Raw genomic sequence first — 25704 nt, 5'->3', positions numbered from 1 at the left:
CCCTGCCGGTGAAGGCCGATGGCGATTTATGCCGGGGACCGCGACGAACTCTATGCGCAGACCGGGTCACGGGAGGAGGGGCTGAGCAGAGCGGAGGCCGACGAGCGCCTCCGCGTCCACGGCAAAAACGTCATTCAGAAACGGGAAAAAAAGAATTATTTCAGGGTATACCTCCGCCAGTATACCCAATTTTTTGCCGTCCTCCTCGAAGTCGCCGCCGTCCTCTCCCTTGTCGCCGACGCCTCGGCACCGGGCGAGGGTTACGATCTCCTGGGTTATGCGATCGTCGGGGCGGTGGTCATCAACGCCACCTTCGCCTTCTGGCAGGAGTACAAGGCCGACCGGACGGTCGAGGCGCTGCTGCGGCTCATGCCCTCGATGGTGACGGTGCGCCGGGATGGCGTCGCCGAGACCGTGGACGCCCGCGAGGTCGTGCCCGGCGATGTCCTCCTCCTCGAAGAGGGCGACCGTATCGCCGCCGACGCCGTGCTGACCGGCGTGAACTCGCTGTACGTCGACCTCTCCACGCTCACCGGCGAGTCGAGGCCGCGCCACCGGACCGCCGCACCCTCGTCGGCGGCCTCGGCCCTTGCGGCCGAGAACGTCGTCTTCGCCGGGACCACCGTCACCTCGGGCAACGGGACGGCGGTGGTCTATGCCACCGGGCAGACGACTGAGTTCGGGAAGATCGCTACCCTTGCGAGGGAGGTGGAGAAGCGCCAGACCCCGATGCAGAAAGAGATCGTCAGGATCACCAGGATCCTCACCCTCGCCGCCGTCCTGGTCGGCGGGGTCTTTTTTGTCCTCAGTTATTTTGCCGGGTTCGGGTTGCTCGTCGCGGCGATCTTCGCCCTCTCCCTCATCGTCGCCAACGTCCCCGAGGGGATGCTCCCGACCATCACCCTCTCGCTCTCGCTTGCAAGCCAGCACATGGCGCAGCGAAACGCCCTCATCAAGAACCTCGACTCGGTCCAGACCCTGGGGAGCACCACGGTCATCTGCACCGACAAGACCGGAACCCTGACCCGGAACGAGATGACGGCGAGGGTGATCGTCCTCTCAAGCGGCGAAGAGGTTGCGGTCAGCGGCGAGGGCTACCTGGGCGACGGCGAGGCGGTCATCGAGGGGCGGACCGCGGGGTCTGACGAACGCCTGGAGTTTTTCCTCATGGCCGCGCTCCTCAACTGCCGGGCGGCGATCGAGGGCGACCACCTCCACGGCGACCCCACCGAACTCGCCCTCGTCGCCGCGGCCAGGAAGGCCTGCGTGGGGCCTGCGGGTTATGAGAAGATAGCCGAGATCCCCTTCACCAGCGAGCGTAAGATGATGTCCACGGTCCATGCAAAGGACGGCAACCGTCTCATCTTCACGAAGGGCGCCCCTGAGGTGGTCCTCCCGAAGTGCCGGGCCTTCCGGGACCGCACCGGGGCGGCCGTCCCCCTCGACGATGGAGAACGGGCTCGGATCGCCGCACACGCCGAAGACCTGGAGAGGCAGGCCTACCGTCTCCTCGCGGTCGCCTACGGCGAGACCGAGGAAGAGGACGACCTCGTCTATCTCGGACTCGTCGGTTTGATGGACCCGCCGAGGGCAGAGGTGCCGGGCGCGGTCGCGACCTGCCGGCGGGCCGGGATCAGGGTGATGGTCCTCACCGGCGACAACCCGATCACCGCAGGGGCGGTGGCCGGGGCGGTCGGGCTCTCGGTGGACAGGGTGATCACCGGCGACGAACTGGCCGGGATTTCCGAGGAGCGCCTGGAAGCGATCCTCAAAGACGAGGACGTCCTCTTTGCCAGGATGCGTTCTGACCAGAAACTCCAGATCGCCACCGCCCTCCAGAAGAACGGCGAGGTGGTGGCGATGACCGGCGACGGGGTGAACGACGCCCCGGCACTCAAGAAGGCCGACATCGGGATCGCCATGGGCGTGAAGGGGACCGAGGTCGCGAAGGAGGCGGCCGACATGGTTCTCATCGACGACAACTTCTGCTCCATCGTCGCCGCCGTCGAAGAGGGGCGGACCGTCTACTTCAACATCAAAAAGTTCGTCACCTACATCCTCGCCTCCAACGTCCCCGAGATCGTCCCGTACATCCTTCAGTTCTTCCTCAGGATCCCGCTCCCCCTCACCGTGATCCAGATCCTCTCCATCGACCTCGGCTCTGACATGCTCCCCGGCCTCGCCCTCGGTTCCGAGCGGCACGAGAAAGATATCATGGAGATCCCGCCGGTGGGAAAGACCGAGCGGATCCTCGACCGCGAAGTCTTCAAGCGAGGCTACTTCTTCCTGGGGATCATCGAGGCGACCGCGGCGATGACCGCCTTCCTCGGGTTCCTCTTCCTGATGGGCTGGCAGTACGGCGACCTCTCCATCGCCGGCACCGAACTCCACCGGCAGGCGATGACCATGACTCTCCTCGGGGCGGTGACCTGCCAGCTCGCCAATGTCTGGACGCTCCGTTCCTGGGAGTTCTCGGCCTTTGAACGCGGCCTCTTCACCAACAAACTGCTCATCGTCGCCGTGGTCCTGGAGGCGATCTGGATCTACCTCCTCCTCACCGCACCGTCAGTGCAGGCGATCTTCAACACCGCGAGCGTCCCGCCCGCCTACCTCCTCCTGCTCATACCCTTCCCGATCCTCCTCTTTGGATCTCACGAGTTCTACAAATATCTGATCAGGCGGCGGACCGGGAAAGGGATGCACCGGGAGGAGGCCGAACCTCTTCCTTCGGAGTTGTGCGGGGAGAAGGAGTGAGAGGCGGAACTGTTGGATCAGGCATGAGCCGGGAGCAGGTCTCAGGCATACCCCCGACTCATGCCCGGTTCCCCAAGAAACTGAAAAAAAATTCACCTGCCGATGCAGGTGTTCTGCGTCTCCCTGGTCACGATCAACACCGGCACCGTCGACTTCCTGAGCACCTCCTCGGAGACTGACCCGACCACCGCCCCGGCAAGGTTGCTCTTGCCATGACTGCCCATCACGACCAGGGAGACCCGCTCCCTCTTTGCCGTGGCCAGGACTTCGACAGAGGGGAAGCCCTTGCGCACCTCGGCCTTCGCCTTCATCCCGGCGCCCCTGATGGCCGAGAGGATGCCGTTCAATTTTTCCTGGGCGTTCTCCCGCATCCGCCGTTCGAGTTTGGCGTCGTACTCGACCATCCGGTCGCCGGCCAGCCACCCGATCCCGGTCGAGACCAGGTCGATCTCCCGCTCGTCCAGGACATGGACGACGACCACCTCCTCGGTGCCGGCGGCCTTGAGGGTCTTGACGTAATCGAGGGCCTTGTATGAACATTCCGAAAAATCAGTGGGATACAAAACTTTTCTGAACACTGAGATCACGCTCCTGTCAATCAGAGATATCCTTGTCCCCTGAGGATATGAATCAGACCCTCCTGTGCACCGACCCGCCGGAAGGGATCTCACCCGCCGTCCCGCGCTTGGGGAACCGGGGGGCCGATCACCCCTCCGCAGAGAAATCCATCATGATGATTTTTACAACACCCAGAAATGCCAACATGCGCCCCGCAACGGCGCGCAAATCTCCTGAAAAGATAATTTCTTGACCTTCATGTACTTCAAAAAATACGTTAACTATATTAATTAGATCCATATGGTTGATAGAAAATTATAAGCTTTGCCAATAATAACCTGAGAATATCCCCCTCTGTAGATGACGTCGACTACAAGATCTTTTGCGGCCCTGATCCTCAAAATGACCGCATGAAACCCCTTTTATTTGCCGTCCCTCTACAGAGCAAAGGGGGCGGGAACTCTTTCGAGGCTAAAACATGGAAGTACAAGAGATCATCGGAGCCCTTGACGCCACACCAGGAAATGGGTCTCCGATCCACCTTGACGAGACGACGTGCACCACCGACCTCAGACCCATCGCCGCCGCCGTCAACCGCACCACCTCCCGAAGATGGGAGATGCAGAGAAAAGCCAACGACCTCAACACAGAACTCACCCTCTACCAGGCCGCGGTCATGGAGAACCCGACGCCCATACTCCTCCTGGACAGAGACCTTTCGGTCGTCAACGGGAACCGCGCCTTCACCGCGATGAGCGGGATCAGTCAGAAACACCTGACCGGGACGAACCTGCGCACACTCTCCTACACTCCGGTAAACGGCCAGAAGATCACCGGGGCCCTCGCCAGGAACACGCAGGTCTCCGGCGAATGCATTGCCAATCTGCCAGACGGAGAGAAACATCTCAGGTATCGGGCGGTCCCGATCATCGACCGGGACGCAGGGACCGAAAATCTCCTGGTGACCCTTGACGACATCACCAGAGAGCGGGAACAGGAAGACGAACTCAGAAAAATGACCGAGGAAGGGGAACAGAGAAATAAATGGTTTGCAACCGTGCTCGACAGTATCCCGTACCCCATCTCGGTCACCGATCGCTCGATGAACTGGACCGGGATGAACCGGGCTTTTGCCGGAACCTTCAACATCGACCGCACGGCAGCGATCGGGCGGCACTGCAGTGCCGCAAACGGCCCGCTCTGCCACAACGAGAACTGTATGATAAAACAACTCCGTAAGAGCGGGAAAGAGCGGATGGCCGCCACCTTCGAGCACGAAGGCAGGACACTCCAGGTCGGCACCGCTCACCTCACCGACGGCCGCGGCGACCGGATCGGCTACATCGAGGTGATCGAGGACATCACCGCGCATGTGCAACAGCAGAAAGAGGCCGAAGAGCACGCCGTAAGACTCGAAGAGAGTGCACGAGAACTCAAGACTGCCATGGACGCCATGGCAGGGCAGGACCTCACCTTCGCCCTTGAGATCCGTGAGGACGATCCCCTCAGGGCCCTCAAGGAGGACTATCAGAGGACCAGAGAAGAACTCAGGGGCGCAACCCTCGACCTTGCCGGGGCCATCAGGGAGATCAAGGCCGGCACCGGAGAGGCGAGCAGAAGCGTCGAAGGGATCGCACAGGCCGTCGAAGAGATCGCGGCTCGAAGCCAGAAGGGCGCCGACAACTCGAAGGGCGAACTCGACGAGATCGAAGAATCGGCCGGTGCGATGGCCGGACTCTCGGCGGCAGTCGAGGAGGTGGCCGGCACCTGCCAGGAAGTGCTTCAGGTCGCAGAGAAGAGTGCCGAGATCGGTGAAGACGCGAGCAGACTCGGCCAGACCGCCGCAGCAAAGATGAAAGAGGTGGAGGCCGCGTCAAAGGAGAGTATGGCGGAGATCGCCAGACTCAACTCGCAGATGCATGAGATCAACAAGATCGTCAAACTGATCACCGACATCTCCAACCAGACCAACCTGCTCGCGCTCAACGCCGCCATCGAGGCGGCCAGGGCCGGCGAGCATGGGCGCGGTTTTGCCGTCGTCGCGGGCGAGGTGAGAAATCTTGCCGGCGAGTCAAAGAAGGCCACCGGCCAGATCGAAGAACTCATCACCACCGTCCAGGCACAGACCACCAGGACTTCACAGGAGATCGAGAGTTCGTATACCGAGATCTGTACCGGGATCGAGCGTGTCGGCAAGACCCTCGACGCCCTCGACCAGATGGTCCGGATGTCAGGAGAGATCAGGGCGAGCGTGACCCAGATCACCAAAGCCACCGAAGAACAGGCCACCGATGCGACCAGGGTCTCCGAGGCGATGGAAATGACAAAAGAGAAGACCCGAGAAAAAATGAAGACCATCGAGGAGGTGGCCGCCCTCCTCGAAGAGATCTCGGCCTCGGCCGAGGAGGCAGGCGGCGGCGCCCAGGAGGTCGCTGGGATGGCCGCACACCTCGATGAGATGGTCGGTCATTTCACGCTCAACTGAGAGCGGTGGGAAAGGAAAGGGACGGGCGAGACGATCCCTTGCCGTCCCTCACCCCTCATCCCCTCCCCTCCTTTTTTTCCGGAATGACCGATCACAGCGATTATATCAGGTGAGAGATATGAAGATTGGCATAAATGTTCTCCATTCTCTACGTCGACGACGAACCGGCGCTTCTTGAGATCGGCAAACTTTTCCTGGAACAATCAGGACATCTCACCGTCGAGACCGCACGATCGGCCGCAGAAGCGATCGAAAAACTGCACTCACACAAATACGACGGCATCATCTCAGACTTTCAGATGCCCGAGATGGACGGGATCGAATTTCTCAAATTTATCCGCACGCATTTCGGCGACCTCCCGTTCGTCCTCTTCACCGGAAAAGGGAGGGAGGAGGTGGTGATCGAGGCCCTCAACCACGGAGCCGACTTCTATCTTCAGAAAGGAGGCGACCCGGTCTCCCAGTTCGTCGAACTCGAACACAAGATCACCCTTGCCATCGAGCGGAAGTGGACGATGGTCGAACTCCGCGAATCCAGGCAGCGGATGGCCGACGTGATCAACTTTCTGCCCGACGCCACCTTTGCCGTCGACCTCGACGGGAAGGTGATCGCCTGGAACCGGGCGATGGAGGAGATGACCGGGATAAAAACAGAGGAGGTTCTTGGAGAGGGAGACTTCACATACGCCGTACCCTTCTATGGCGAGAGGAGGCCGCTCCTCATCGATCAGGTGCTGGCCGGGGAAGAGGAGGCAGGGAGCACCTATCCCGGCGTCATACGGAAGGGGAACAGATTGATCTCGGAATTTTTCGTGCCCCGCCTGAACGAAGGGAGAGGCGCCTATCTCTGGTTCGTCGCCTCGCCGCTGTACGACACGAAAGGCACGGTCGTCGGGGCGATCGAGTCGATCCGCGACATCACCGAGCGGAAAAAGGCTGAAGAAGAGCGCGAGGCCGCACGTCAGAAACTTCTGGACATCATCGACTTCCTCCCCGACGCCACCTTTGTCATCGATACCGAAAGGAGAGTCATCGCCTGGAACCGGGCGATGGAGGAGATGACCGGGGTAAAGAAGGAAGATATGCTTGGCAAGGGAGAGTATGCATATGCCGTGCCCTTCTACGGGAAGGCCATCCCGATCCTCGTCGACCTCGTCCAGGAACCTGACGCCGAGTTCGGATCCGCATACCACTATCTGGAACGCGAGGGCGATACCGTCGTGGCCGAGATGTTCCTCCCCCTTCTTTCTGACGGCCGCGGGGCATACCTGTGGGGGAAGGCCTCGCCCCTGTACAATGATCAGGGCGAGGTCATCGGGGCGATCGAGTCGCTCAGGGATATCACCGAGTACAAGGAGGCCGAAGACGCACGCCTGAATGCCATTGTTCAGGGTTCTCCGATCCCGCAGTTCGTCCTCGACGGAGACCACCGGGTGGCGTACTGGAACGAGGCGCTGGAGGCATACAGCGGGATCAGGGCCGCGGAGGTCGTCGGCACCCATGACCACTGGAAGGCGTTCTATCCGGACGAGCGACCGTGCCTGGCGGACCTGCTCATCGACGGGGCGCCTGACAGGAGAGAGTTCGCGGGGTGGGACGAGGAGAAATATACGAGGTCGCGATTTATCGAGGACGCATACGAGGGCACGACCTTCTTTCCCGAGATGGGTGAGAACGGGACATGGCTGCATTTCACCGCGGCTCTGATCAGGGACGCGAGAGGTCGGGTCATCGGGGCGGTGGAGACGATGGAGGACATCACCGATCAGCGACGGATCGAAGAAGCCCTGAAGGCGTCGGAGGCCAGGTACCGTACGCTTTTCGAGAATAGCGGAAGCCCGGTGGTCATCGTCGATGAGGACACGACCATCTCCCTTGTCAACCATGAGTTCGAGAGACTCAGCGGGTATAACCGGGACGAGGTGGAGGGCAGGATGAGCTGGCAGGATTTCGTGGCGTGCGAGGCCGACCTCCAGAGGGTGGCCGGATATCACCGGTTGCGCAGGGTCGATCCCGATCAGGTCCCTTTGGTCTATGAATGTCATTTTAAAAATCGAGCCATGGAGGTGAGGAACGGGCTCATGTCGGTTGCGACGATCCCTGGGACGCAGCAGAGTATTGTGGCCGTGATGGATGTCACCGAGCGGAAAAAAGCGGAAGAGACGCGGCGTCTCGCCGACCTGATCCATTTCATGCCTGATGCGATCTTTGCCGTCGACCTTGAGGGGAAGGTGATCGCGTGGAACCGGTCGATCGAGGAGATGACCGGTGTTCTGGCGGTGGAGATTCTCGGGAAGGGCGACCATGCCTATGCTGTTCCGTTTTACGGGGACAAAAGGCCGCTTCTTCTCGATCTCCTCTCCTCCTCCCCTGAGGAACTAGAAGAGCGAGTGTATCGCGAGATCGAGAGGCACGGAGATTTTCTGATCGCCGAGACCGGGGAGGCGCGGCCGCAGGGGAAGGAGGTGATCCTGAAGGCGTTTGCCGCTCCCCTCTACGACGACGCAGGGGAGGTGACCGGTGCGGTGCAGGGCATCCGCGATGTCACGGAGTTCCGGCATGCCGAGGAGGCGTTGCGGGAGAGCGAGACCAAGTACCGGTCGCTCTTCGAGTACGCAAACGACGCGATCCTGCTCATCAGGGACAACCGGATCACCGACTGCAACCCACGCGCGCTCACGATCTTCGAGTGCACGCGCGAGCAGTTCGTCGGCAGCACGCTCTCTGCATTCTCACCGCCGCTCCAGCCCGACGGTTCGGACTCGATGGAAATAGTTTCGGAGAAGATCATGAGGGCACTTGCGGGGGAGTCGCAGTTCTTCGAGTGTCAGTGCCATACCTCCGGGAAAACACCGTTTTTTGCCGAGGTGAGTCTGAACCGGATCCAGCTGGAGGACGAGGTGTCAGTCCAGGCGATCGTCCGCGATATCACCACGCGCAAACACGCCGAAGAGGCGCTGAAGAAGAAAACGTACGACCTCAACGAGCGGGTCAAAGAGTTGAGGTGTCTGTACGCAATCTCAAACATCCTGGAGAAAGGGGAGGCGCCTATCGACGGGGTGATCCAGAATATCGCGGCGGCGATTCTGCCTGCCTGGCAGTACCCGGAGATCACGGCGGTGCGGATCACCGTGGACGGGAGCATGTACCGGACTGCATTGTTCAGGGAGACGGAATGGACACAGGAACGGCCGATCGTGGCCGGGGGGAAAACGATCGGCAGGGTCGAGGTGGTGTACCTGGAAGAACGGCCTGAATACGATGAGGGGCCGTTCTTAAAGGAAGAAGAGAACCTCATCACGATCATCGCCCAGCGGATCGGGCAGTTCGTCATGCGCACACGGGCCGAAGAGGAGCGGAACGCTTCAGAGGCCGAGTTGAGGGCGTTGTTTGCGGGTATGACCGATGTCGTCATTGTCTGTGATGCGCAGGGACGGTACCTGAAGGTCGCACCGACCAACCCGACGCTCCTGTACAGGCCTGCCGACGAACTGCTCGGGAAGACTGTCGACGAGGTGTGTCCAGGTCCGCAGGCCAGGCTGTTTCATGAGAATATCGAGCGGGCGCTGGAGACAGGGGGGCCGGTGAACTTCGAGTACGGTCTGTCCATCGGGGGGCGGGAGGTATGGTTTGCCGCGGTGATCTCGCCGATGGCCGTGGATTCGGTAATCCTGGTCGCACGTGATATCACAGAACGAAAGATCGCGGAGATGGCGATCAGGACGGCAAACGAAAAGCTCAACCTCCTCTCCAGCATCACGAGGCACGATATCCTCAACCAGATCACAGTGTTGCTTGGCTATATCGGGTTTACGAAGGCGGAGACAACCGATCCCACGGTGCTCGGGTACATCGAGAAGGAGGAGATGGCCGCCGAATCGATACGCCGCCAGATCGAGTTCACGCGGGACTATCAGGATATCGGGGTCGCGGCTCCGGTGTGGCAGGACGTGCGCCGGGTCATCGCCGGGAGCGTGCGGGCGCTGGACGTGGGGGGGGTGGCCCTCTCGATCGAGTTCGAGGGTCTGGAGATCTATGCCGATCCCCTTCTTCAGAAGGTTTTCTTCAATCTGGTGGACAATGCCCTGCGGTACGGGGAGCACGTGACGACGATACGGTTCTCCTGCACGGAGGAGGAGGGTGGGGTCGTCATTGTCTGCGAGGATGACGGCGTCGGGATCCCGGAGCAGTTCAAAGATGGGATTTTCAAGAGGGAGTATTACAAGAATACCGGTCTCGGGCTGTACCTCTCCCGCGAGGTGCTTGCCATCACCGGACTTCTGATCCGCGAGACCGGCGAACCAGGGAAGGGTGCACGGTTCGAGATCTCGGTGCCGCGGAGGGCGTGCCGGTTTGTGGGGAGAGCATCGGGGTGCCGCCGCGATTGAGGAGGAGATCAGAGAGGGGCATGCGGGAGTATCTATATATCTCAATCTCTCCTCCGGGACGCAGGAGGCACAGGTATGATCGAGAAACTTGACCAGAGCGAGGGGAAGGTCGTGGGCTATCGTGTGAGCGGGAGACTGACCGCCGCCGATTACGACCGCATCTTCGCGGATGCCGGGGGGGTCATCGGGGAGTATGGGGCGATCAGGATGCTCTGCGATATGGAGGAGTTCCAGGGTGTGGAACTTGCGGCGCTCTGGGAGGACTTCGAGTTCGGGATCAAGTACGGCCGGTCGGTCGAACGTCTGGCAATCGTCGGCGATGCGGCGTGGGAGAAGTGGATTGCAAGACTTGCCGTGCCGCTCTATGCCCATGAGGGACGGTACTTTCCTGAGAGCGAGCGGGACGCGGCGTGGGTATGGCTGCGGGAAGGGACCGGGTGACGGAGATCTTTCAGGGCGATGAAAACGGTCCGCGGTTCGATGCATTGTCTGCCCTCAGGCCGTCATTGTCCCGGGAAGTGCGGGTGGGTGATGAGATGGGAGAGAAGGCACCTGGAAAGGGACTTCCGGGCTTTTATGGTCCCTCAATCTGTTTCTATATCGAGGATGCGCCCCAAATGCCTTTAAATAATCGAGCCGATTTCCGGCCGATCTCCTGTCCCGACAGTGGGCGTACCGGGAGGGCAGGGGGTGAAACTACCTCCCCCTCCATACAGCCCCTCAGAAGGCGGGGTGACTTCACGATATCCTCTTCGATTCTTGAAAAACCGATTATCTGGACTTTCGGGATTTGAGGCCGAAGTGAGTTCAAATATGGGGCCTCATTCTCAAAAAGGAGGCCGATATGGCCGGATATTGCCCGGGGCCGGGACTGTCCTTCGGGTTCTTGGTGTCACTCGTCCTCTCCAAGCGCCGCCGCGACCACCGCGTCAAAGACGCCTGGCCCTTCCTTGCGGATCACCGCCACGCCCTTCGCCGTGATCCCGCCTTCGGTGGCGACCCGTGATATGACTTCGTCAAAACTGCTCCCTTCTTCTTCGAGCAACCCGGCCGTCCCGGCGAGGGTCTCGGTGACCAGGAGGTCGGCACATGCCGGGGAGACTCCGCCCCGCCGCACCGCCGCCGCGGCAAACTCTTTCATCGTGGCGGCGATAAACGCCGGGCCGCAACTGGTGAGGAGCGTGAGGAGTTCGAACGCCTCTTCCTCCACCTCGACGGCCCGGCCGATCGCGTCCATGAGGGTGCGGACCAGGTCGCGGTCCGTCGAAGTCGCTCGCTCTCCGAAGACGACGAGGGAGGCCCCCTTCAGTATTTCAGAGGTGAGCGTCGGGATCACCCGCACCACCCGTGCGCCGGTCCATGCCTGGAGGTCGGCCAGCGGCACCTCGGCGGCGATGGAGACGAGCAGGGTGCGGGGGGAGAGGGTGTCCCCGAGTTCTCTGAGCACGCCTTCCACTTCGTGGGGTCTGACGCAGAGGAAGACGATCCCTGCCCCGGCCGCAACCTCCCGGCAGGTGCCGAGACGTATCCCGGTCTCCTGCGAGAGAGCGGCCGCCCGCTTGGTGCTCCGGTTGTATGCGATGACCTCCTCCGGGGCCGCCGCCCCGCTTTTGATGAAGGCCCTGACAAGCATGCTGCCCATGCTGCCCGTGCCGATGACGCCGATCTGAGTCATAGTCTGCCGTATGTGTTAGTCGGAGACCCGGATAAAACCAGAGATCAGGGCTCCCGCACCTCCCTCCATGTGGACATGATAGACTGAGGAGTGCGAGGGGGCCGGGGTGTCAGATCAAGAAGCTCCGTCATATGTCGGTGAGGGAACTCTCTTTTTCCATCTGGCCGCAAAGCCTGCAGACCTGGTGATGAAAATCTCAGAAAATGGATGAACGATGACCATAGAAGGGATCCGCGGTCTCGAAGCCAGGCTGGACGCGAGACAGATGAGAGTGATACATCGGGTAAGAGGGAGACGGCGGCTTACGATACTATCAGTTCTAAAAAAAGGAAATATATGGTCCCCATATCGCACTTGATCGCCTCTGCGCGGTTCTTACAGATATATTCAAATAAAATAACTGAGTTTCTCAAGGGATGCGGGGGACGCATTATCCTGAAGACGACTGCATTACGAGGACCACGCTGCACCAGCGAAGACCGTAGATTTCATCGAACCAGCCCATTTACCTGCTCATCCCTGTCCGTACGACTTCCCCCGTAAATACAAGAGAGGTGTTCGTGTGAAAGGAATGGAGATGTTCAGGACTTTCCTGATCTGCGCCATATTCATCGGCCTCTGCATCGTCCCGCTCGCTTCATCGGAGGAGAATGGTGATGAAGTGGGAGGAGAGATGGGAAATGTCACCGATGAAATGGACGAAGAGATGGACGATGTCACTGAGGACGTAGTAATAGACGAAGAGATGGACAACGTCACCGAGGAAGTGATAGTAGAAGAAGAGATGGATAACGTCACCGACGGGATGGACGGCCTGGATGCGATGATCGCAGCAGATGAAAACCTGAGCATCATGACAATGGTGGTCGAGGTCTCGGGCATGGAGCAACTCCTCGCCCTTGGCGGCCCGTACACTGTCTTCGCTCCATCTGACGAGGCCTTCGAAGCCCTTGAGCTTGATATGGCCGAAAACGCGTCCGTCGAAAACGAATCGGTCGAGAATGAGACGGTTGAAACCGAACCTGTCGAAAACGAGTCCACTGAAAATGTGTCCGCAGAACTCGTTTACGTTCTGGCAAACCATATTGTGCTGGGAGAATACAACTCGACCGACCTCATCGCCATGGCTGAGGAGAACATGACCGTGCAGACACTCGCCGGCGAGAACCTCACCCTCACCCTCGACGCTGAGGGAGGGTTGATGGTCGACAATGTCACGGTGATCATGCCCGATGTCGAGGCGGAGAACGGTGTCATCCATGTCATCGACGGCGTGCTGCTGCCTGAAGGGATGATGGTTGAAGAGGAAGTGGTTGAAGAAGAGGTAGTCGAAGAAGAGACCCCGGTCGAGGAAGAAGTGGTTGAAGAGACCATTGTTGAAGAGACCCCGGTCGAGGAAATGGTCTAAGGAGCCGCGGTGTGTCTTGCAGGATCGGGATGTCGGAGAGTTACAAAGAGATATGTACTCCCTTCATCCCGTTTTTCTGGCATGAGATTATTCAAAATAGATCCCGAAGCCGGGAAGGTCGGTGCGACTCTCCGGCCGGACCTATCATAGGTCGACGATATTCTTCGATCCATTGCCCCGCCTCCGAACGCAGCGGGTTGAATGTCATCAATCCGGGCTGAAGAGAGGCTCCTCACAAACCCAGGAGTTCCTTCTTCTTCGTCTCAAACTCCTCTGCGGTGATGACACCCTTCTCCTTCAGGGCTGCAAGCCGTTCGAGTTCGTCGAGATAAGATTCCGGCGGTGCCTTCTCGATCGTCCTGATGTCCTGCTCGGTCAACTCCTGTTCCTTGATGCCCAGGTCGTCCATGGCCAGGTTGAACTCATCTTCTGAGAGTTCATCGATCTTATTTCCTGTGTACACCTCGATCCGGTCGACGTCCTGCTGGCGCACCTTGAAAGCGGCTGCCGTCCCGCCAACGGCAAGCGCCACCATCCCACCGGCAAGGGCCGTCCTCCTGAACTGCCGACGCGTCACCCTGCGTGAGGTCCGCCTGGCCGTCCGTCTGGCAGCCGGTCTTCGCATCATCTCTTCGTCCCCCCTATGCCGGAACCCCGGGGTCCGCCGCGCCCGAGATCCCCTATGATCAGGCATACCCAGCGTCCTGATATTAGAATATTATGCGGCGTTCTCTCTCACGCCTGACCTGAGCGATACGCACCGACTGGCACCAGGATCTCGAAGCGCGCCCCCTCACCCTCCCCGCCGGTCTCCCTGATCTCGATCCCCGATATCTCCAGCACCTCCTTTGAGAGGAAGAGACCAAGCCCGGTCTTTCTCCCGACACCCTTCTGAAAGATCCGCTCTTTTTCTGATGTCGGCACACCGACACCATCGTCCTCGATCGCGATCGTCCCCGTGGGGTCGCCGGGCACAAAGGAGACCGAAACCTCGGTGACCCTTCCTCCGTGGCTGGCCGCGTTCTCAAAGAGGTTGTAAAAGACCTTTTCAAGGAGAGGGTCGGCAAAGACCTCCAGGTCGCCGACAGATTCGGTGTAGGCGATCTCTCCGGGGATGACCGTTGCCGCCCGCTGCAGGAGGTCTGAGACCCGCAGCCACTCGGCACCATGGACTCCCAGATCCTCATAGTCTCTGGTAAACGAGATCTGCTCCTCGATCCATCGTGTCGTCTCCTTGATCTTCCCGACCAGTGGGGCCAGTTCTGAGTCTTTTGGAAGGCCTTTCTCAACCTCTCCGTTATAGAACGTCAGGGCCATGACCAGGTTGAGGATGTCGTGGCGAGTGATGCCCGAGAGGAGCGCGAGTTTTCGGTTCGCCTCCTCCAGGGCCTGGCGTGTCCTGGTGATCTCGGTGACGTCGATCCCTTTCTCGATGTACCCAACCATGGCACCCATCTCGTCTCGGACCGGATAGGTGGTCATATGAAAGATCCGGCTGTCTCCAAGGGTCACATCGTCGGAGACGGCCTTCCCGCTCTCGACGACGCGGGGGATCCGGCACCACGGGCACTGTTCGCTGCCCCCCCAGATGACTTCATAACAGCGCCTGCCGATGATTTCTTCCTTTTTTATCCCGAGGAGTATGGAAGTGGCGTCATTGATCCAGATGATCCGATAGTCGGAGTCCAGGTAGATCATCACTTCGTCCACTGAGTTCAGGATCAGCGCCTTCTCGGCTTCCGAATGCTGAAGTGCCCGCTCGGCCTGGATCTCGGTGGTCAGGTCGACGAGGGTGGTGAACTGGTGGTACGGCTGTGCCACCTTGTTGCCCCCCTGCGGGATGGTCGAGGTCATCACCCACTTTTCTTCGTCAGAGATCGGATCTCTGATCCCGACCAGTTTCCTGCTTTTTATCCCTGACTGAAGGGCGGCCTCGGCTGGGTGCTCCTCTCCATCTTCGCAGGCGGCGTCCCAGCATGGGTCGGTCAGAGTCTTTCCGAGGAGGCGAGCGCGGGCCAGGCCGAGGATCGCCTCGGCGGCCGGGTTGGCGTCGATGATCCCCCCCTCCGCGTCCTGGTAGACCACTCCCTGGTTCATCGTCTCGAAGAGCATCCTGAACTTCTCTTCAGAATGACGGAGTCTTTCCTCGGCATTCCGCTGCTCGGTGATGTCGAGGACGATCCCGACGAGGCCGGCGACGTTCCCGGACCTGTCGGCGTACGTCGCCTTGTAGAAGACGACGCGGCGAGTCCTGCCGTCACCGGACCGGAACGAAAACTCGTACTGCTGGACCCCGGCGTTGGCAAGGAGTTCGGTGTCTCTGATCTGGTAGGTCTCGGCAAATTCGGGCGGGAAGATGTCGTAGACGGTCTTCCCGATGATCTCGTCTTTTTGTAATCCGATAAATTCGGTGTAGGCAGTGTTGCACCCAAGGTAGACCTGCCGAGTGTCTTTGTAGAAGAGGGGTATGCTGATGCTGTCGACCAGGCGCTGGAGGAAACCTGGCGCATCGTCCTGCCCTGAGAGGGAATTGTTCGGGGGGGATTTCACCTGAATATTGATATTATCACACCGAAGTATATGAATATTCTTATAATGAATTCATTTGATTTGCGCAATATTTTTGGTAAATCTAAAACAATTGTAGTTTTTGCGAGATTTTTTCCTGGAACGGTTCTGGTGGCAGGACTTTTCATTCTAAGGATCGGTGACAACCCAATCCAGGAAGAAGGCCGGAAATCAGGATAATACTGCCAGCAAAAACATGGTTGGAGAGCAGGCTGCCCCGTTGCATCTTCCCCTCAGATAGTGCTAAGATCTCTTGCGGCCCACGCATACCGGGATACTGTGGCCACTCCGACTATCATCATCATCGGCGGCGGACCCGCCGGGCTCTTCTGCGCCGTCCATGCTGCAGGAGAAGGACGGCAGGTGCTGGTGATCGAGAAGAAAAAATCCTGCGGGAGAAAACTCCTCATCACCGGGACCGGGCAGTGCAACCTCACCCATACCGGGGAGGTCGCCGGGTTCTTTGATCATTACGGTGACCATGGGAAGTTCCTGCGACCGGCCCTCCGTGGCTTCACCAACCGCAACCTCGTCGCGTTCTTCGAGGAGCGCGGCCTTTCGACCGTCACCGAACCGAACGGGAAGATCTTCCCCGCAAGCAGGAAGGCCGCCGACGTCCTGTCCCTCCTCCTTGAGGAGTGCAGGCGGATGGGCGTGGAGATCAGGTGCGACGAGGCCGTGGAAGAGGTCGCCGCAACGGAGAAGGGATTTACGGTCCGCACCGGCCCGTCCTCTTACCATGCCGACGCCCTTGTCGTCGCCACCGGCGGGGCCACCTATCCGTCCACCGGATCGAGCGGCGACGGCTACGCCATGGCCAGGGCCCTCGGGCACACGGTCACCGCGATCGCCCCGGCCCTCGCTGCCGTCGAGGTGCGGGCCCACCCCTTCGCCGACCTTGCCGGGATCTCGTTTGAAGATCTCTCGATCTCGCTCTTTCGAGAGAACAAGAAAGTCCGCGAGCAGACCGGCGACCTCCTCTTCACCCACTCCGGGCTCTCGGGGCCGGGTATCCTCCATCTCTCCAGGTATATCACCGCCGGCGATGTGCTGCGGATCTCCTTCCTCCCCGGCATGACCCGCGAGTCCCTCGTCGGAGACCTCGTCGAGAAGACCGCCTCGAATGGGAACCGACTGGTCAGAACGATCCTCAACGACTACCCGCTCCCTGAGCGTTTCATCCGAAAACTCCTCGAAGCAGCCGGGGTCGCCGCCGACCTCACCTCCGCCCACCTCGACAAGAAGGCGCGCAACCGGATCATCACCCATCTCATCGAGTGGCCGCTCACCGTGCAGGCCCTCTCAGGTCTCGACGAGGCGATGGTGACGCGGGGCGGGGTCTCGCTCGACGAGGTCGACCAGAAGAGCATGGCCTCGAAGTTGGTGCCAGACCTCTATTTCATCGGCGAGGTGCTCGACATCGACGGGGATACGGGCGGCTACAATCTCCAGGCGGCATTCTCAACGGGCTTTTCAGCGGCACGGGCGATTGCACGAGGAGAACTTTGACTTCTCAGTCCCGCGGCGTTTCGGCGGCCTTCATGATATATGCATAATCCTCCTCAGGGATTACCCGCATCGCCTGCCCCCTGATATGCCCTGACCACTGTCTCTTGTTGGTGATGAATGCCAGTTTCGGGATCAGGAGTTTGAACTCAAGGGGTGGGTCGAAGACTTTGATGGGCGCGAGTCTGATCCGCAACGGGAAGATCTCGTCCCTGAGTCTGGGGGGTGCGGTGAAGATCTTTTTCGTGTCTTCATAGACTTCTGAGGTGATCGCAAAACACCCGGTGATCGCCGGCGGGAGCGTGGTGTCCCTGTCGACCACCTCCTGCCCGACATAGACGAGGAGGGTGTCCCCCGGTCCGGTCTTCGCGATCTGGTTGACATATCGTTTCGGGACGCCCCAGATCTGTTTTTTCTCAATGACGACGGCGTTGTCGCGGTTGGCGATGGCAAGCCAGTGAGTCATGAGACTCTGCTCTGGTGAGCAGCGTTATCAGGGTATCGTTGAGGTGGGGGAGATGAATCGCGTGAAGGTGCCCCGGAAATTCTGGTCTCGCCGCCTACCACTCCATCGACCCCACCAGCCTTGCGATGAGCACCGCAATATAGATCGTCCCGGTCACCGCCTCGAAGGAGGCGGCCGACTCCGCCACCGGGGAGAGAGGGTAGATGTCGCCATACCCCAGGGTGGTGATAGTGACGAAACTGAAGTAGACATAGTCCATCAGAGAGAGCACGCCGCCCGGCCCGGTGCCGGTGTCGTAGGCGAACGAGCCTGGCTGAATCTCGTCCATGAACTGGTAGGCCAGCGCCCAGGTCAGTCCCATGATCAGATAAACGCTGATCGCCCCGGCGATGGTGTCGCCGGTAATCGTTTTTGCCCTGAGCACGATCTCCAGGAGATAGACGGCGAAGAACGAGAAGAAGAGGAGGGCAAAGAGGTGGACGGTGATCTCACTGACGGCGGTGGGGAAGAGGTAGGAGATCCAACGGGCGGCGACCGCGGGGATGGCGAGGAGGAGGATGAGGATGAGAAAATGTCGTTTTCTCTGTGCCGCAAAGACCCCGCTGATGATGACCATGGAGAAGAAAATGAGAAAGAGGGGGTTGAATTCGGGGTACACCACAGCCAGCGGAATGATGATCAGGGTGAGGATCAGGAAAAAGAGCAATATTCTGAACCGATAGACTGAGAGGTCACCCACTTTAGTCCGCAGGCTCTCCCGCCATCTCCCGTGCATCCTGATCATCCCGCAGATGAGTCTCTGTTTATATGAGTTTTTGCATCTCCGGGAGGGGGACCGCCACCCTTATCCTTCCCCACTCGAAATCATCTCTGATCAACGACCGCATGCAGGCGATGACGTCCGCCTTCAAACGCCGACCAGGCTGATGACGTCTGCATGAGGTTCTATGTTCACCGACGAGATCATCTGTTCCTGTATCCGGTACATCGCCGAACGGCGGTGTGCCGACGGCGGTTACTGTTTCTACCGCCTCGAAGAACCAAACCCTGCGGACACCTTCTTCGCCCTCGACACTCTCCGCCTCCTCGGGGCGGTGCCGGACGATCCCGAAACCGCCTGCTGGCTTCTTGAGAGGCAGGGGGAGGACGGGCGGTATTATTCGCTGGAGAGCGGGTACTATGTACTCTCGTCTCTCGCCGTCCTCGACCTCGGGCCTGAGCGCGATCCGCTCCCCTGGCTCTTCTCGATCGTTCCGTCTGTTTCCAACGGCGGCACGCGCCCGGTCGAGTCGACGAGTCTGCTCTCAAGGCCGCATCTTTTCGTCAGACTCTGCCTGACTCTGAGGGCGCACCCTTCCCCCACGGTGCGAACGGCCCTCCTCAACGCGGTCAGAACCTGTCATCGCCCTGACAGCGGGTACGGCGGCGGGTATTCCACGCTCGTCGAGACCTATCACGCTCTTGCGATCTCCGCCTTTTTTGGAGTTGTCCCCCCGAGCACCAGATCTTTTCTGGCCTGCTGTGTCCACCCGGTCTATGGATATCTGAATCTGCCGGGGGCGGTCCCGGCATATCTGGAACATGTCGCCGCCGGCGTCGAAGCCGCCCGCCTTCTCGGGGTGCCGCCGGCAGACGGCGCCGGAGCATTTGTCCGCCGGTGCAGGCGAGATACCGGCGGGTTTTCGAGGTCGGTCTTCGGCGGGACGGCGACGCTGGAGAATACCTGGTATGCCGTCAGGGCGCTCGACGCCCTCGATCGTATGAAACGGAGATGGGCCTGACCGTTCCTGTGAGTCCATCCGGTGTTCTGGGTTCCTTCGAAGGGAAGGCCTTCACGAAACTTACTCTTTAGAAAAAGTCTGTCCCTGGCATCCGGGCAGGATGTCGGGGAGGTCTTTCTTTATTCATGCCTGCCGATCAGGCCGGGACCGTTTGCGATCCATATCGAAATTTTGAATATCGGATATTACTTAAAATCAGAATTGTAACAACGGGAGTATCATGAAACTTGTTCTATGCGGAAAGGGAGGGAGCGGCAAGAGCACGGTTGCAGCCCTCCTCGCAAAATCACTGGCAGAGAATGGCAGCCCGGTCCTTGTCGTCGACACCGACGAGTCGAACTTCGGCCTCCACCGGCAACTGGGCCTCGACCTTCCTCAGGATTTTACCGGTTACTATGGGGGCAAGCAGGCCGTCATGCAGAGGATCATGGAGGCGGCGCCAGACTATGGTTCGGTCTCGTTCTTTGAAGAAGCATGGGGGCTGGCCGATCTTCCGGCGAGTTATATCTCGGAGAAGGACGGCGTAATACTCGTCGCAATCGGGAAGATCCACGAGGCGGGCGAGGGGTGTGCCTGTCCGATGGGGATGCTTGCACGGCAGTTCATCGGCAACCTGACTCTGAACCCCGGCGAGACGGTGATCATCGACACCGAGGCGGGCATCGAGCACTTCGGGAGGGGAATCGAGGAGAACGCGGATGCGGTCCTGATGCTCATCGACCCGTCCTTCGAGTCGCTGAGACTCTCGGAGAAGGTTCTGGAGATGGCCCGGAGCATGGACAAACCGGTGTACTTCATCCTGAATAAGGTGGACGAGACAAGCGAGCCCCTCATGCGAGAGAACATCAAAGAGGGTGATCGGATCGCTGCGGTCATTCCAACGGATGCGGATCTCATGGGGGCCGGTCTCAGGGGCGAGGAGATCGCAACCGACCTTTCGGAGATCAGACTGCTGGGCCGGCGACTCATCGAAGATCTGGGATAGATGGGGTGGGTCGGGGCGGACCCGGTCTGTCCCCCCCTCTCAGACCAAAAAACACTTTCGGACCGCACGCACGCCATCATCTCATTATCTGGAAAACCGGACGGAACATATGCATCAAAAGACCGTCATCAGGCAGGCCGCCTTCACCGTCCTCGTCGCACCCAGGGAGGAGGTTGCCCTGGTTGTCAGGGAAACGGATCCTCCGCCGGTCTACTTCTGCGGGAGGACGCACCCCGTCCTCGACGCGATCGGCGGCATGCTCGCGGGGGATGTGGATGCCTGGCCGGTGCGGGACGCGAGGGAGCTCCTTCTTCTGCTCGGCGAAGTGCAGCGGCAGAGCATCGTGGTGGAGCACGACCCGGCCCTCTATGCCCCGTGTCCCGAATGTGCGGCGGCACTCGGGCGGGCACTTTGTGAACGGGTGCGGGAAAGTCGGGCGACGGTGATGTATCTGGCGACGAGGAGGGACGAGTGGCTGGAGGAGGTCGAGGACGCGGCTGGATCATAGAGTCACAGTCCCCTGAACATCGCCGCAAACTCCTCCCGGCCCCCCGCATGCCCAGACTGCCGTTGGGGGGGGATCTCGCCTCAAGATCCCTGAACGCGGCGATGGTCCCGCCAGGCGGCACGAGGGTGACCGGGATGCCAGTACGTCCCTTTCGTCTTTCTGAGATATCCCTTCAGATGGACAATCTCGATCGGTAGACCGTCGGGTCAGGGCAACGGCCGAGCATGTATCGGTACGAGGCATAGGAATACATCAGTTCGAGTTCACGCGGCATCACCCCGCAGATCCCAGAAATTATCGACGACCGCACGGTCGAACTGAAAATCCCGGGCAGAATCAATCACAGCATGGTCCTCCAGGTTCCGGGCGGAGAGTGCGGCTTGTCGTGCCAAAGAAGTTCTCTGACGAAGAGAGGAACCTCTACGAGAAGATCCTCGAACTCGAAAAGAAGAATTCAGGGAAGAAGGGGTTCTTCGGCCCTGTAGAAACCATCCTCTTTTCATCCCCTCAACCCCCTATGACCTTGAATCCATCGCCTTTCCTCATTCTTGCGCCGGGGGCTCTGCCCCCGGACCCCCGGGATGAAGATAGGGTCGGGAAGGCGCCATTGATGCATCTGAAGAGGAGTTTGTCGTCCTCGCCCCTATCCTGATGCGGGGCAGGGCTGAAGAGTAGACCGCCTTTCCGCGTTTTTTTGTGAATTTTTTGTGAGCGGCATGCCCTGGGGGTGCCAAGGAATTTTTTGAAGTGTGATGATTTTTTCTGGCGGGGTATGTTTCGGTTTTCTCGTGCACGGGAGATCAGAAATTTTCTTTCATAGGGGATCTCCGAATTGTCTGTGGTTCTTGAACTTTCGTGTGATGGTTTTTGGGTGAACTTCGTGAGGGCGATAGGGGGGAGAGCGGAGAGCGGCGGGCCAAATTGACGCCATCTATTTTGATCGGCAAAATGTTGTCCCTGACCATTTTTCATGATGAGGGGACCAGGGGCCGCACGGCCCATGAATCCCGTGGTCAGGTGCTTTAAGGAAGTGTGCTGCTCACCCTCCCACCGGGGTACTTCGCTCCCGGACCCCCGGGACGGCGATTGAAGGGAGATCGTTGAGCAGGGGATCAGATGAGTGCTGGACGGAGTGTTCGTATCGTTCAGCCGGGACTGCGCCGTCGAGAATCAAAGATTCACGGAAAAATCTTTGATCTTCGCATGCCTGAGCGGGCGGGCCACGGCAGGAGGGGAAGGGAAATGTTCCCGCAAAAAAGAGGGAGTGAGTGAGGGGCGTGGCTCTCAGCCTGCACGCGTCTTTTCGGTCAGTTCGTCATAGACCTCTATCGTGTCGTCGAAAGAATAGCAGACGTACCACGTCTCTCCGTCATCGTTGCTGAACTCCCATACTGGCTGGAGTCGCGACATGGTCTGCAGGCAGGGCTTCCAGACCAGTCTGGCATCCAGGTCGTCGTCATGGCCGCGCTCAGAGAGCACCTCCCTGGCCTCTTCCAGTGTCGGCCGCACGACGTCCTTTGTCTGAATTGAAGGAGCAGTCACGCTGCCGAAGAGTGCAATATCGTCCATGATGGTAACCGTTGCAATGACAGCGATATACCCGTCCTTTTCAAAGGGGATGAGGTAGTAATCGTTCAGTTTTTCGTCCAGCGAGTATACATAGACCGGTTCGCCCGGCACCGTACCGGCCAGTTCTTCCTGGAATACCCCGTGGCTGTTCATCCGCTCACGGGCAAATGCGGCGAGGTCGGTGTCCTGGGTCAGAAGAATGGCGTCCTCCTCATTACTCAACGTGATGTTCCTGGCCGCGAGTGCGTCTTCTATGGTCTCGACAGGTGTCTGGTCGGGGGTTTCGTCGGGGGTTTCAGCCAGAGGAGTCTTGTTCTCCTCGTCAGAGAGACGGGTGATGTTTCCAGCCGTCGTTTCGTTCCCTGTCGTGTTGAGGTTTGGTCCAAGGGGGTCGGCGCCGGGACCGGAGAGGAACCAGTACGAGATCAGGACGAGTGCCAGCAGGACCAGGACGCTGATCCCAAAAATTGTGCGTTTTTTCATCTCATCACCTTCATGGGGTCTGTCTCTGGAAGGCGGAGGACCGCACCAGAATCCAACGGCCAGACCGCCTTCCAGGGAGTCGCAGGGGACCCGGGGTGCGTGTATTGGGAAATATAATTCTATAGTTATATGTGGGTTCTGATCATTCTCTCTCCACTTTGGGAGAGGGATCTGCAAAACCCCTCGCCAATCCAAGGTGAGGATGTGCCTTGCTCGTCGTCTCATACTCTCTCGCCCGGGGGTCTTTGTATCATCCGCCGGGGGGTTGCACCCCCCGGACCCCCCGCGTCACGATTGGTCGAGGACGACAGAGGCGGAGATCAGATGAGCATTCTCTTTTTTGTTCGCCGAGATGCCGTCCACGATCGATCTTCATGACGAGGGGTTCAGGGGACGCACGGCCCATGAAGCCCGTCGTCGGGTGATCTGAGAGGAAGGAGGGAGGGGGGGGAGTGGTGCAGAAAGTGTACCACTCATCATCCACCGGGGGACTCCGCCCCCGGACCTCGAAAATCGGAGATTTTCTCACACTCGCTCTCGTTCGCTCCCCTCCGTGGCGATAGGCGGGAGATCGCAGGGCGCAGGATCAGATGAACGCCATCATTTTTGATTCTAAAAAGTTGTCCCTCATCACATCCCCCCACCCAATTGCAAAGAATTAATGCGGCACCGGTGCATACTTCATTCTATCCAGGTGATGGAGTTCACCTTAAACCGCCTTTTGTGCTGATAACTCCTGCATTCCCCGAGCATTCCGTGATTTCGCACTGGAGAAGGAGCATGCAGCAGACACTTAACCACGAGGGAGCACCCGCCTCTCCCCGCCGACCAGAGACCCTTGAGCGTGCGATCGCGTGCGTCCGCGGCCTCGGGCCAGACTACGCCAGGTACGAGACCCGCCTCCTCGACCTTGCCGACCGCCTCGACGCCGGCAGATTTCATCTTGCCGTGCTCGGCCAGTTCAAACGCGGCAAGAGCACACTGTTGAACGCCCTCATCGGCGAGGACGTCCTGCCACGCGGGGTGGTCCCGCTCACCGCCGTCCCGACCGTCGTCACGTATGGGGCGCGGCGGGAGGTGCGGGTCAGATTCGAGGACGAAGGCGAGGAGAAGGTCGTCCAGGCCGGGGACGCCGAGGAGATGAGAGCCGTCCTCCTCGAATATGTCGCCGAAGACCGCAACCCGGGAAACGAGAAACACGTCGCCTCGGTCGAGGTCGTCCACCCGGCGCCCCTGCTTGAGGATGTGGTCCTCATCGACACGCCCGGCATCGGGTCCACCCACCGCCACAACACCGAGACGACCCTCGCCCTCCTCCCTCGATGCGACGCCGCCCTCTTCCTCCTCTCGGCAGACCCGCCGATCACCGAGGTCGAGGTCGGCTTCCTCCGTGAGGTGCGCCACGCCGTCCCCCGGCTCTTCTTCCTCCTCAACAAGGTCGACTACCTCTCAGAGGACGAACAGGAGACCGCCGTCGCGTTTCTCAGAGAGGTGCTTGCAGGGGAGACCGGGGAGGACGGGGAAGACCTGACGATCTTTTCGGTCTCGGCCAGGACCGGACTCCGGGCGCGGGAAGAAGGCGACGAGGAGGCCTGGCGGCAGAGCGGGCTTGACGCCGTCGTCGACCACCTCGTTACTTTCCTCGTCCACGAGAAAGAGGACGTCCTCTGCGAGGCGATGGAGCGGCGGGCCCGCACCGTCGTGGACGAACTCAGGTTCCACCTCGAACTCGAACTCCGCTCGCACGAGACCCCTCTCGAAGACCTCGAAGAGAAGTGTCAGGTCTTCGACGCCGTGATCACGGAGGCCGAGGAGAAGCGCCAGGCGATCGCCGACCAGATCGAGGGCGACCACCGGCGGGTGAACGCCCTCCTTGAGGCCGAGGCCGGGCGCCTCAGGGAGAGTGCGATCGCACGCCTGGACGAGGTCGCCTTTGAGGCGCTCCGCACTTCCCCGCAGGGTCGACTGGACGAGCAGGCCGCCATTGACGCCCTCGCCGCCTTTATTCCCGACTACTTCTCAGCCCTCCTCGCAGAGACCACCGCCCTCGTCGACGGGGATCTTGCGGCCAGGCTCCAGCGTCACCAGGACCAGGTCGACGGTCTTGTCGAGAGCGTGCGCCAGGAGGCGGCCACGCTCTTTGCGGTCCCGACTCCGGCCCGTCCTCGGCGCGAGATCTACGTGGTCGAGCGCGAACCCTTCTGGGTCTTGCGGAAACACTGGGGGAGCGTCCTCTCCCCTGTCGGCGCCGACCTCATCGAGCGGGCCATGCCGAGCCGCCTGCGGGCGAGGCGGATGCGGGCGAGGCTCACCGACCAGATCGAACGCCTCGCCCTCTACAATGTCGAGAACCTCAGGTGGGCCACGCGCCAGAACATCGACGCCGCCTTCAGGCGGTTCAAGGAAGACCTGGACACCGAACTGGACGAGGCGGTCCAGGTCACCGGCACGGCGGTCCGCACGGCGTCGGCGCGGCGTGACCGGGAGATCGAAGAGACGGCGGGTGAGATCACCCGGCTGAAAGATGCACTGGCGCTCGTCGCCGTGATTCAGGGCTGATTGACCATAAC

Annotated in this window: 18 protein-coding genes and 2 riboswitches; of the genes, 11 read left to right on the top strand and 7 right to left on the bottom strand. The window is 60.1% G+C overall.

Annotated features, from left to right (window positions below):
- Window positions 1-18: 18 nt before the first annotated feature.
- The gene (locus RJ40_RS01430) at window positions 19-2754 is read left to right on the top strand and encodes a cation-translocating P-type ATPase (protein ID WP_265581569.1); all 2736 of its coding nucleotides are present in this window, start codon (window positions 19-21) and stop codon (window positions 2752-2754) included.
- Between the two features lie 92 nt (window positions 2755-2846).
- Here the strand turns inward: RJ40_RS01430 and RJ40_RS01425 are convergent, their stop codons facing one another.
- Window positions 2847-3332, bottom strand: coding sequence for a universal stress protein (locus RJ40_RS01425; protein ID WP_265581568.1), 486 nt, complete (start codon window positions 3330-3332; stop codon window positions 2847-2849).
- 458 nt (window positions 3333-3790) lie between these two features.
- Here RJ40_RS01425 and RJ40_RS01420 point away from each other — a divergent pair, with 458 nt between their 5' ends.
- The 3 genes from RJ40_RS01420 (at window position 3791) to RJ40_RS01410 (ending at window position 10626) form a co-directional block, all read left to right on the top strand.
- Window positions 3791-5797 (top strand): methyl-accepting chemotaxis protein, encoded by a 2007-nt coding sequence (locus tag RJ40_RS01420; RefSeq protein WP_265581567.1) that lies wholly within the window; start codon window positions 3791-3793, stop codon window positions 5795-5797.
- Window positions 5798-5931: 134 nt separating this feature from the next.
- The gene (locus tag RJ40_RS01415) at window positions 5932-10185 is read left to right on the top strand and encodes a PAS domain S-box protein (RefSeq protein WP_265581566.1); all 4254 of its coding nucleotides are present in this window, start codon (window positions 5932-5934) and stop codon (window positions 10183-10185) included.
- A 75-nt stretch (window positions 10186-10260) separates the two neighbouring features.
- Window positions 10261-10626, top strand: coding sequence for a SpoIIAA family protein (locus RJ40_RS01410; RefSeq protein WP_265581565.1), 366 nt, complete (start codon window positions 10261-10263; stop codon window positions 10624-10626).
- A 451-nt stretch (window positions 10627-11077) separates the two neighbouring features.
- Here the strand turns inward: RJ40_RS01410 and RJ40_RS01405 are convergent, their stop codons facing one another.
- On the bottom strand, window positions 11078-11860 hold the full coding sequence (locus tag RJ40_RS01405; RefSeq protein ID WP_265581564.1) for a pyrroline-5-carboxylate reductase family protein: 783 nt from the start codon (window positions 11858-11860) through the stop codon (window positions 11078-11080).
- Between the two features lie 571 nt (window positions 11861-12431).
- On the opposite strand from RJ40_RS01405, the gene RJ40_RS01400 reads away from it, so the two are divergent.
- Complete coding sequence (locus RJ40_RS01400; RefSeq protein ID WP_265582591.1) at window positions 12432-13268, top strand: fasciclin domain-containing protein; 837 nt, start codon at window positions 12432-12434, stop codon at window positions 13266-13268.
- 232 nt (window positions 13269-13500) lie between these two features.
- On the opposite strand, the gene RJ40_RS01395 is transcribed toward RJ40_RS01400, so the two are convergent.
- Both RJ40_RS01395 and RJ40_RS01390 read right to left on the bottom strand, forming a co-directional pair.
- Window positions 13501-13896 (bottom strand): SHOCT domain-containing protein, encoded by a 396-nt coding sequence (locus RJ40_RS01395; protein WP_265581563.1) that lies wholly within the window; start codon window positions 13894-13896, stop codon window positions 13501-13503.
- A gap of 107 nt (window positions 13897-14003) precedes the next feature.
- Window positions 14004-15818, bottom strand: a complete 1815-nt coding sequence (locus RJ40_RS01390) for a PAS domain-containing protein (protein ID WP_265581562.1) — start codon at window positions 15816-15818, stop codon at window positions 14004-14006.
- Window positions 15819-16115: 297 nt separating this feature from the next.
- Here RJ40_RS01390 and RJ40_RS01385 point away from each other — a divergent pair, with 297 nt between their 5' ends.
- Window positions 16116-17345, top strand: coding sequence for a BaiN/RdsA family NAD(P)/FAD-dependent oxidoreductase (locus RJ40_RS01385; RefSeq protein ID WP_265581561.1), 1230 nt, complete (start codon window positions 16116-16118; stop codon window positions 17343-17345).
- Window positions 17346-17349: 4 nt separating this feature from the next.
- On the opposite strand, the gene RJ40_RS01380 is transcribed toward RJ40_RS01385, so the two are convergent.
- Window positions 17350-17808 carry an EVE domain-containing protein gene (locus tag RJ40_RS01380; RefSeq protein ID WP_265581560.1) on the bottom strand — a complete coding sequence of 153 codons (459 nt, stop codon included), beginning with the start codon at window positions 17806-17808 and terminating at the stop codon, window positions 17350-17352.
- 94 nt (window positions 17809-17902) lie between these two features.
- A complete protein-coding gene (locus RJ40_RS01375) occupies window positions 17903-18583 on the bottom strand; it encodes a potassium channel family protein (RefSeq protein ID WP_265581559.1) in 681 nt (226 codons plus the stop codon).
- A 106-nt stretch (window positions 18584-18689) separates the two neighbouring features.
- Window positions 18690-18751: riboswitch (Fluoride riboswitch) on the top strand.
- A gap of 4 nt (window positions 18752-18755) precedes the next feature.
- Between RJ40_RS01375 and RJ40_RS01370 the strand changes: the two genes are divergently transcribed.
- From RJ40_RS01370 to RJ40_RS01355, 4 genes are all read left to right on the top strand, one after another.
- Window positions 18756-19589, top strand: a complete 834-nt coding sequence (locus RJ40_RS01370; RefSeq protein ID WP_265581558.1) for a prenyltransferase/squalene oxidase repeat-containing protein — start codon at window positions 18756-18758, stop codon at window positions 19587-19589.
- Between the two features lie 220 nt (window positions 19590-19809).
- Window positions 19810-20574 carry an ATP-binding protein gene (locus tag RJ40_RS01365; protein WP_265581557.1) on the top strand — a complete coding sequence of 255 codons (765 nt, stop codon included), beginning with the start codon at window positions 19810-19812 and terminating at the stop codon, window positions 20572-20574.
- Between the two features lie 109 nt (window positions 20575-20683).
- Window positions 20684-21082, top strand: coding sequence for a hypothetical protein (locus RJ40_RS01360; protein WP_265581556.1), 399 nt, complete (start codon window positions 20684-20686; stop codon window positions 21080-21082).
- A gap of 385 nt (window positions 21083-21467) precedes the next feature.
- Window positions 21468-21734: a hypothetical protein gene (locus tag RJ40_RS01355; protein ID WP_265581555.1), complete on the top strand. Its 267-nt coding sequence runs from the start codon at window positions 21468-21470 to the stop codon at window positions 21732-21734.
- A 632-nt stretch (window positions 21735-22366) separates the two neighbouring features.
- On the opposite strand, the gene RJ40_RS01350 is transcribed toward RJ40_RS01355, so the two are convergent.
- The gene (locus tag RJ40_RS01350; RefSeq protein ID WP_265581554.1) at window positions 22367-23134 is read right to left on the bottom strand and encodes a hypothetical protein; all 768 of its coding nucleotides are present in this window, start codon (window positions 23132-23134) and stop codon (window positions 22367-22369) included.
- A gap of 684 nt (window positions 23135-23818) precedes the next feature.
- Window positions 23819-23880: riboswitch (Fluoride riboswitch) on the top strand.
- Window positions 23881-23914: 34 nt separating this feature from the next.
- Here RJ40_RS01350 and RJ40_RS01345 point away from each other — a divergent pair.
- Window positions 23915-25693, top strand: coding sequence for a dynamin family protein (locus RJ40_RS01345; protein ID WP_265581553.1), 1779 nt, complete (start codon window positions 23915-23917; stop codon window positions 25691-25693).
- Window positions 25694-25704: the final 11 nt, after the last annotated feature.

Origin of the sequence: Methanofollis aquaemaris (assembly GCF_017357525.1) — an archaeon.
Lineage (GTDB): Archaea > Halobacteriota > Methanomicrobia > Methanomicrobiales > Methanofollaceae > Methanofollis > Methanofollis aquaemaris.
This window is presented reverse-complemented; position numbering and strand designations above follow the sequence as displayed.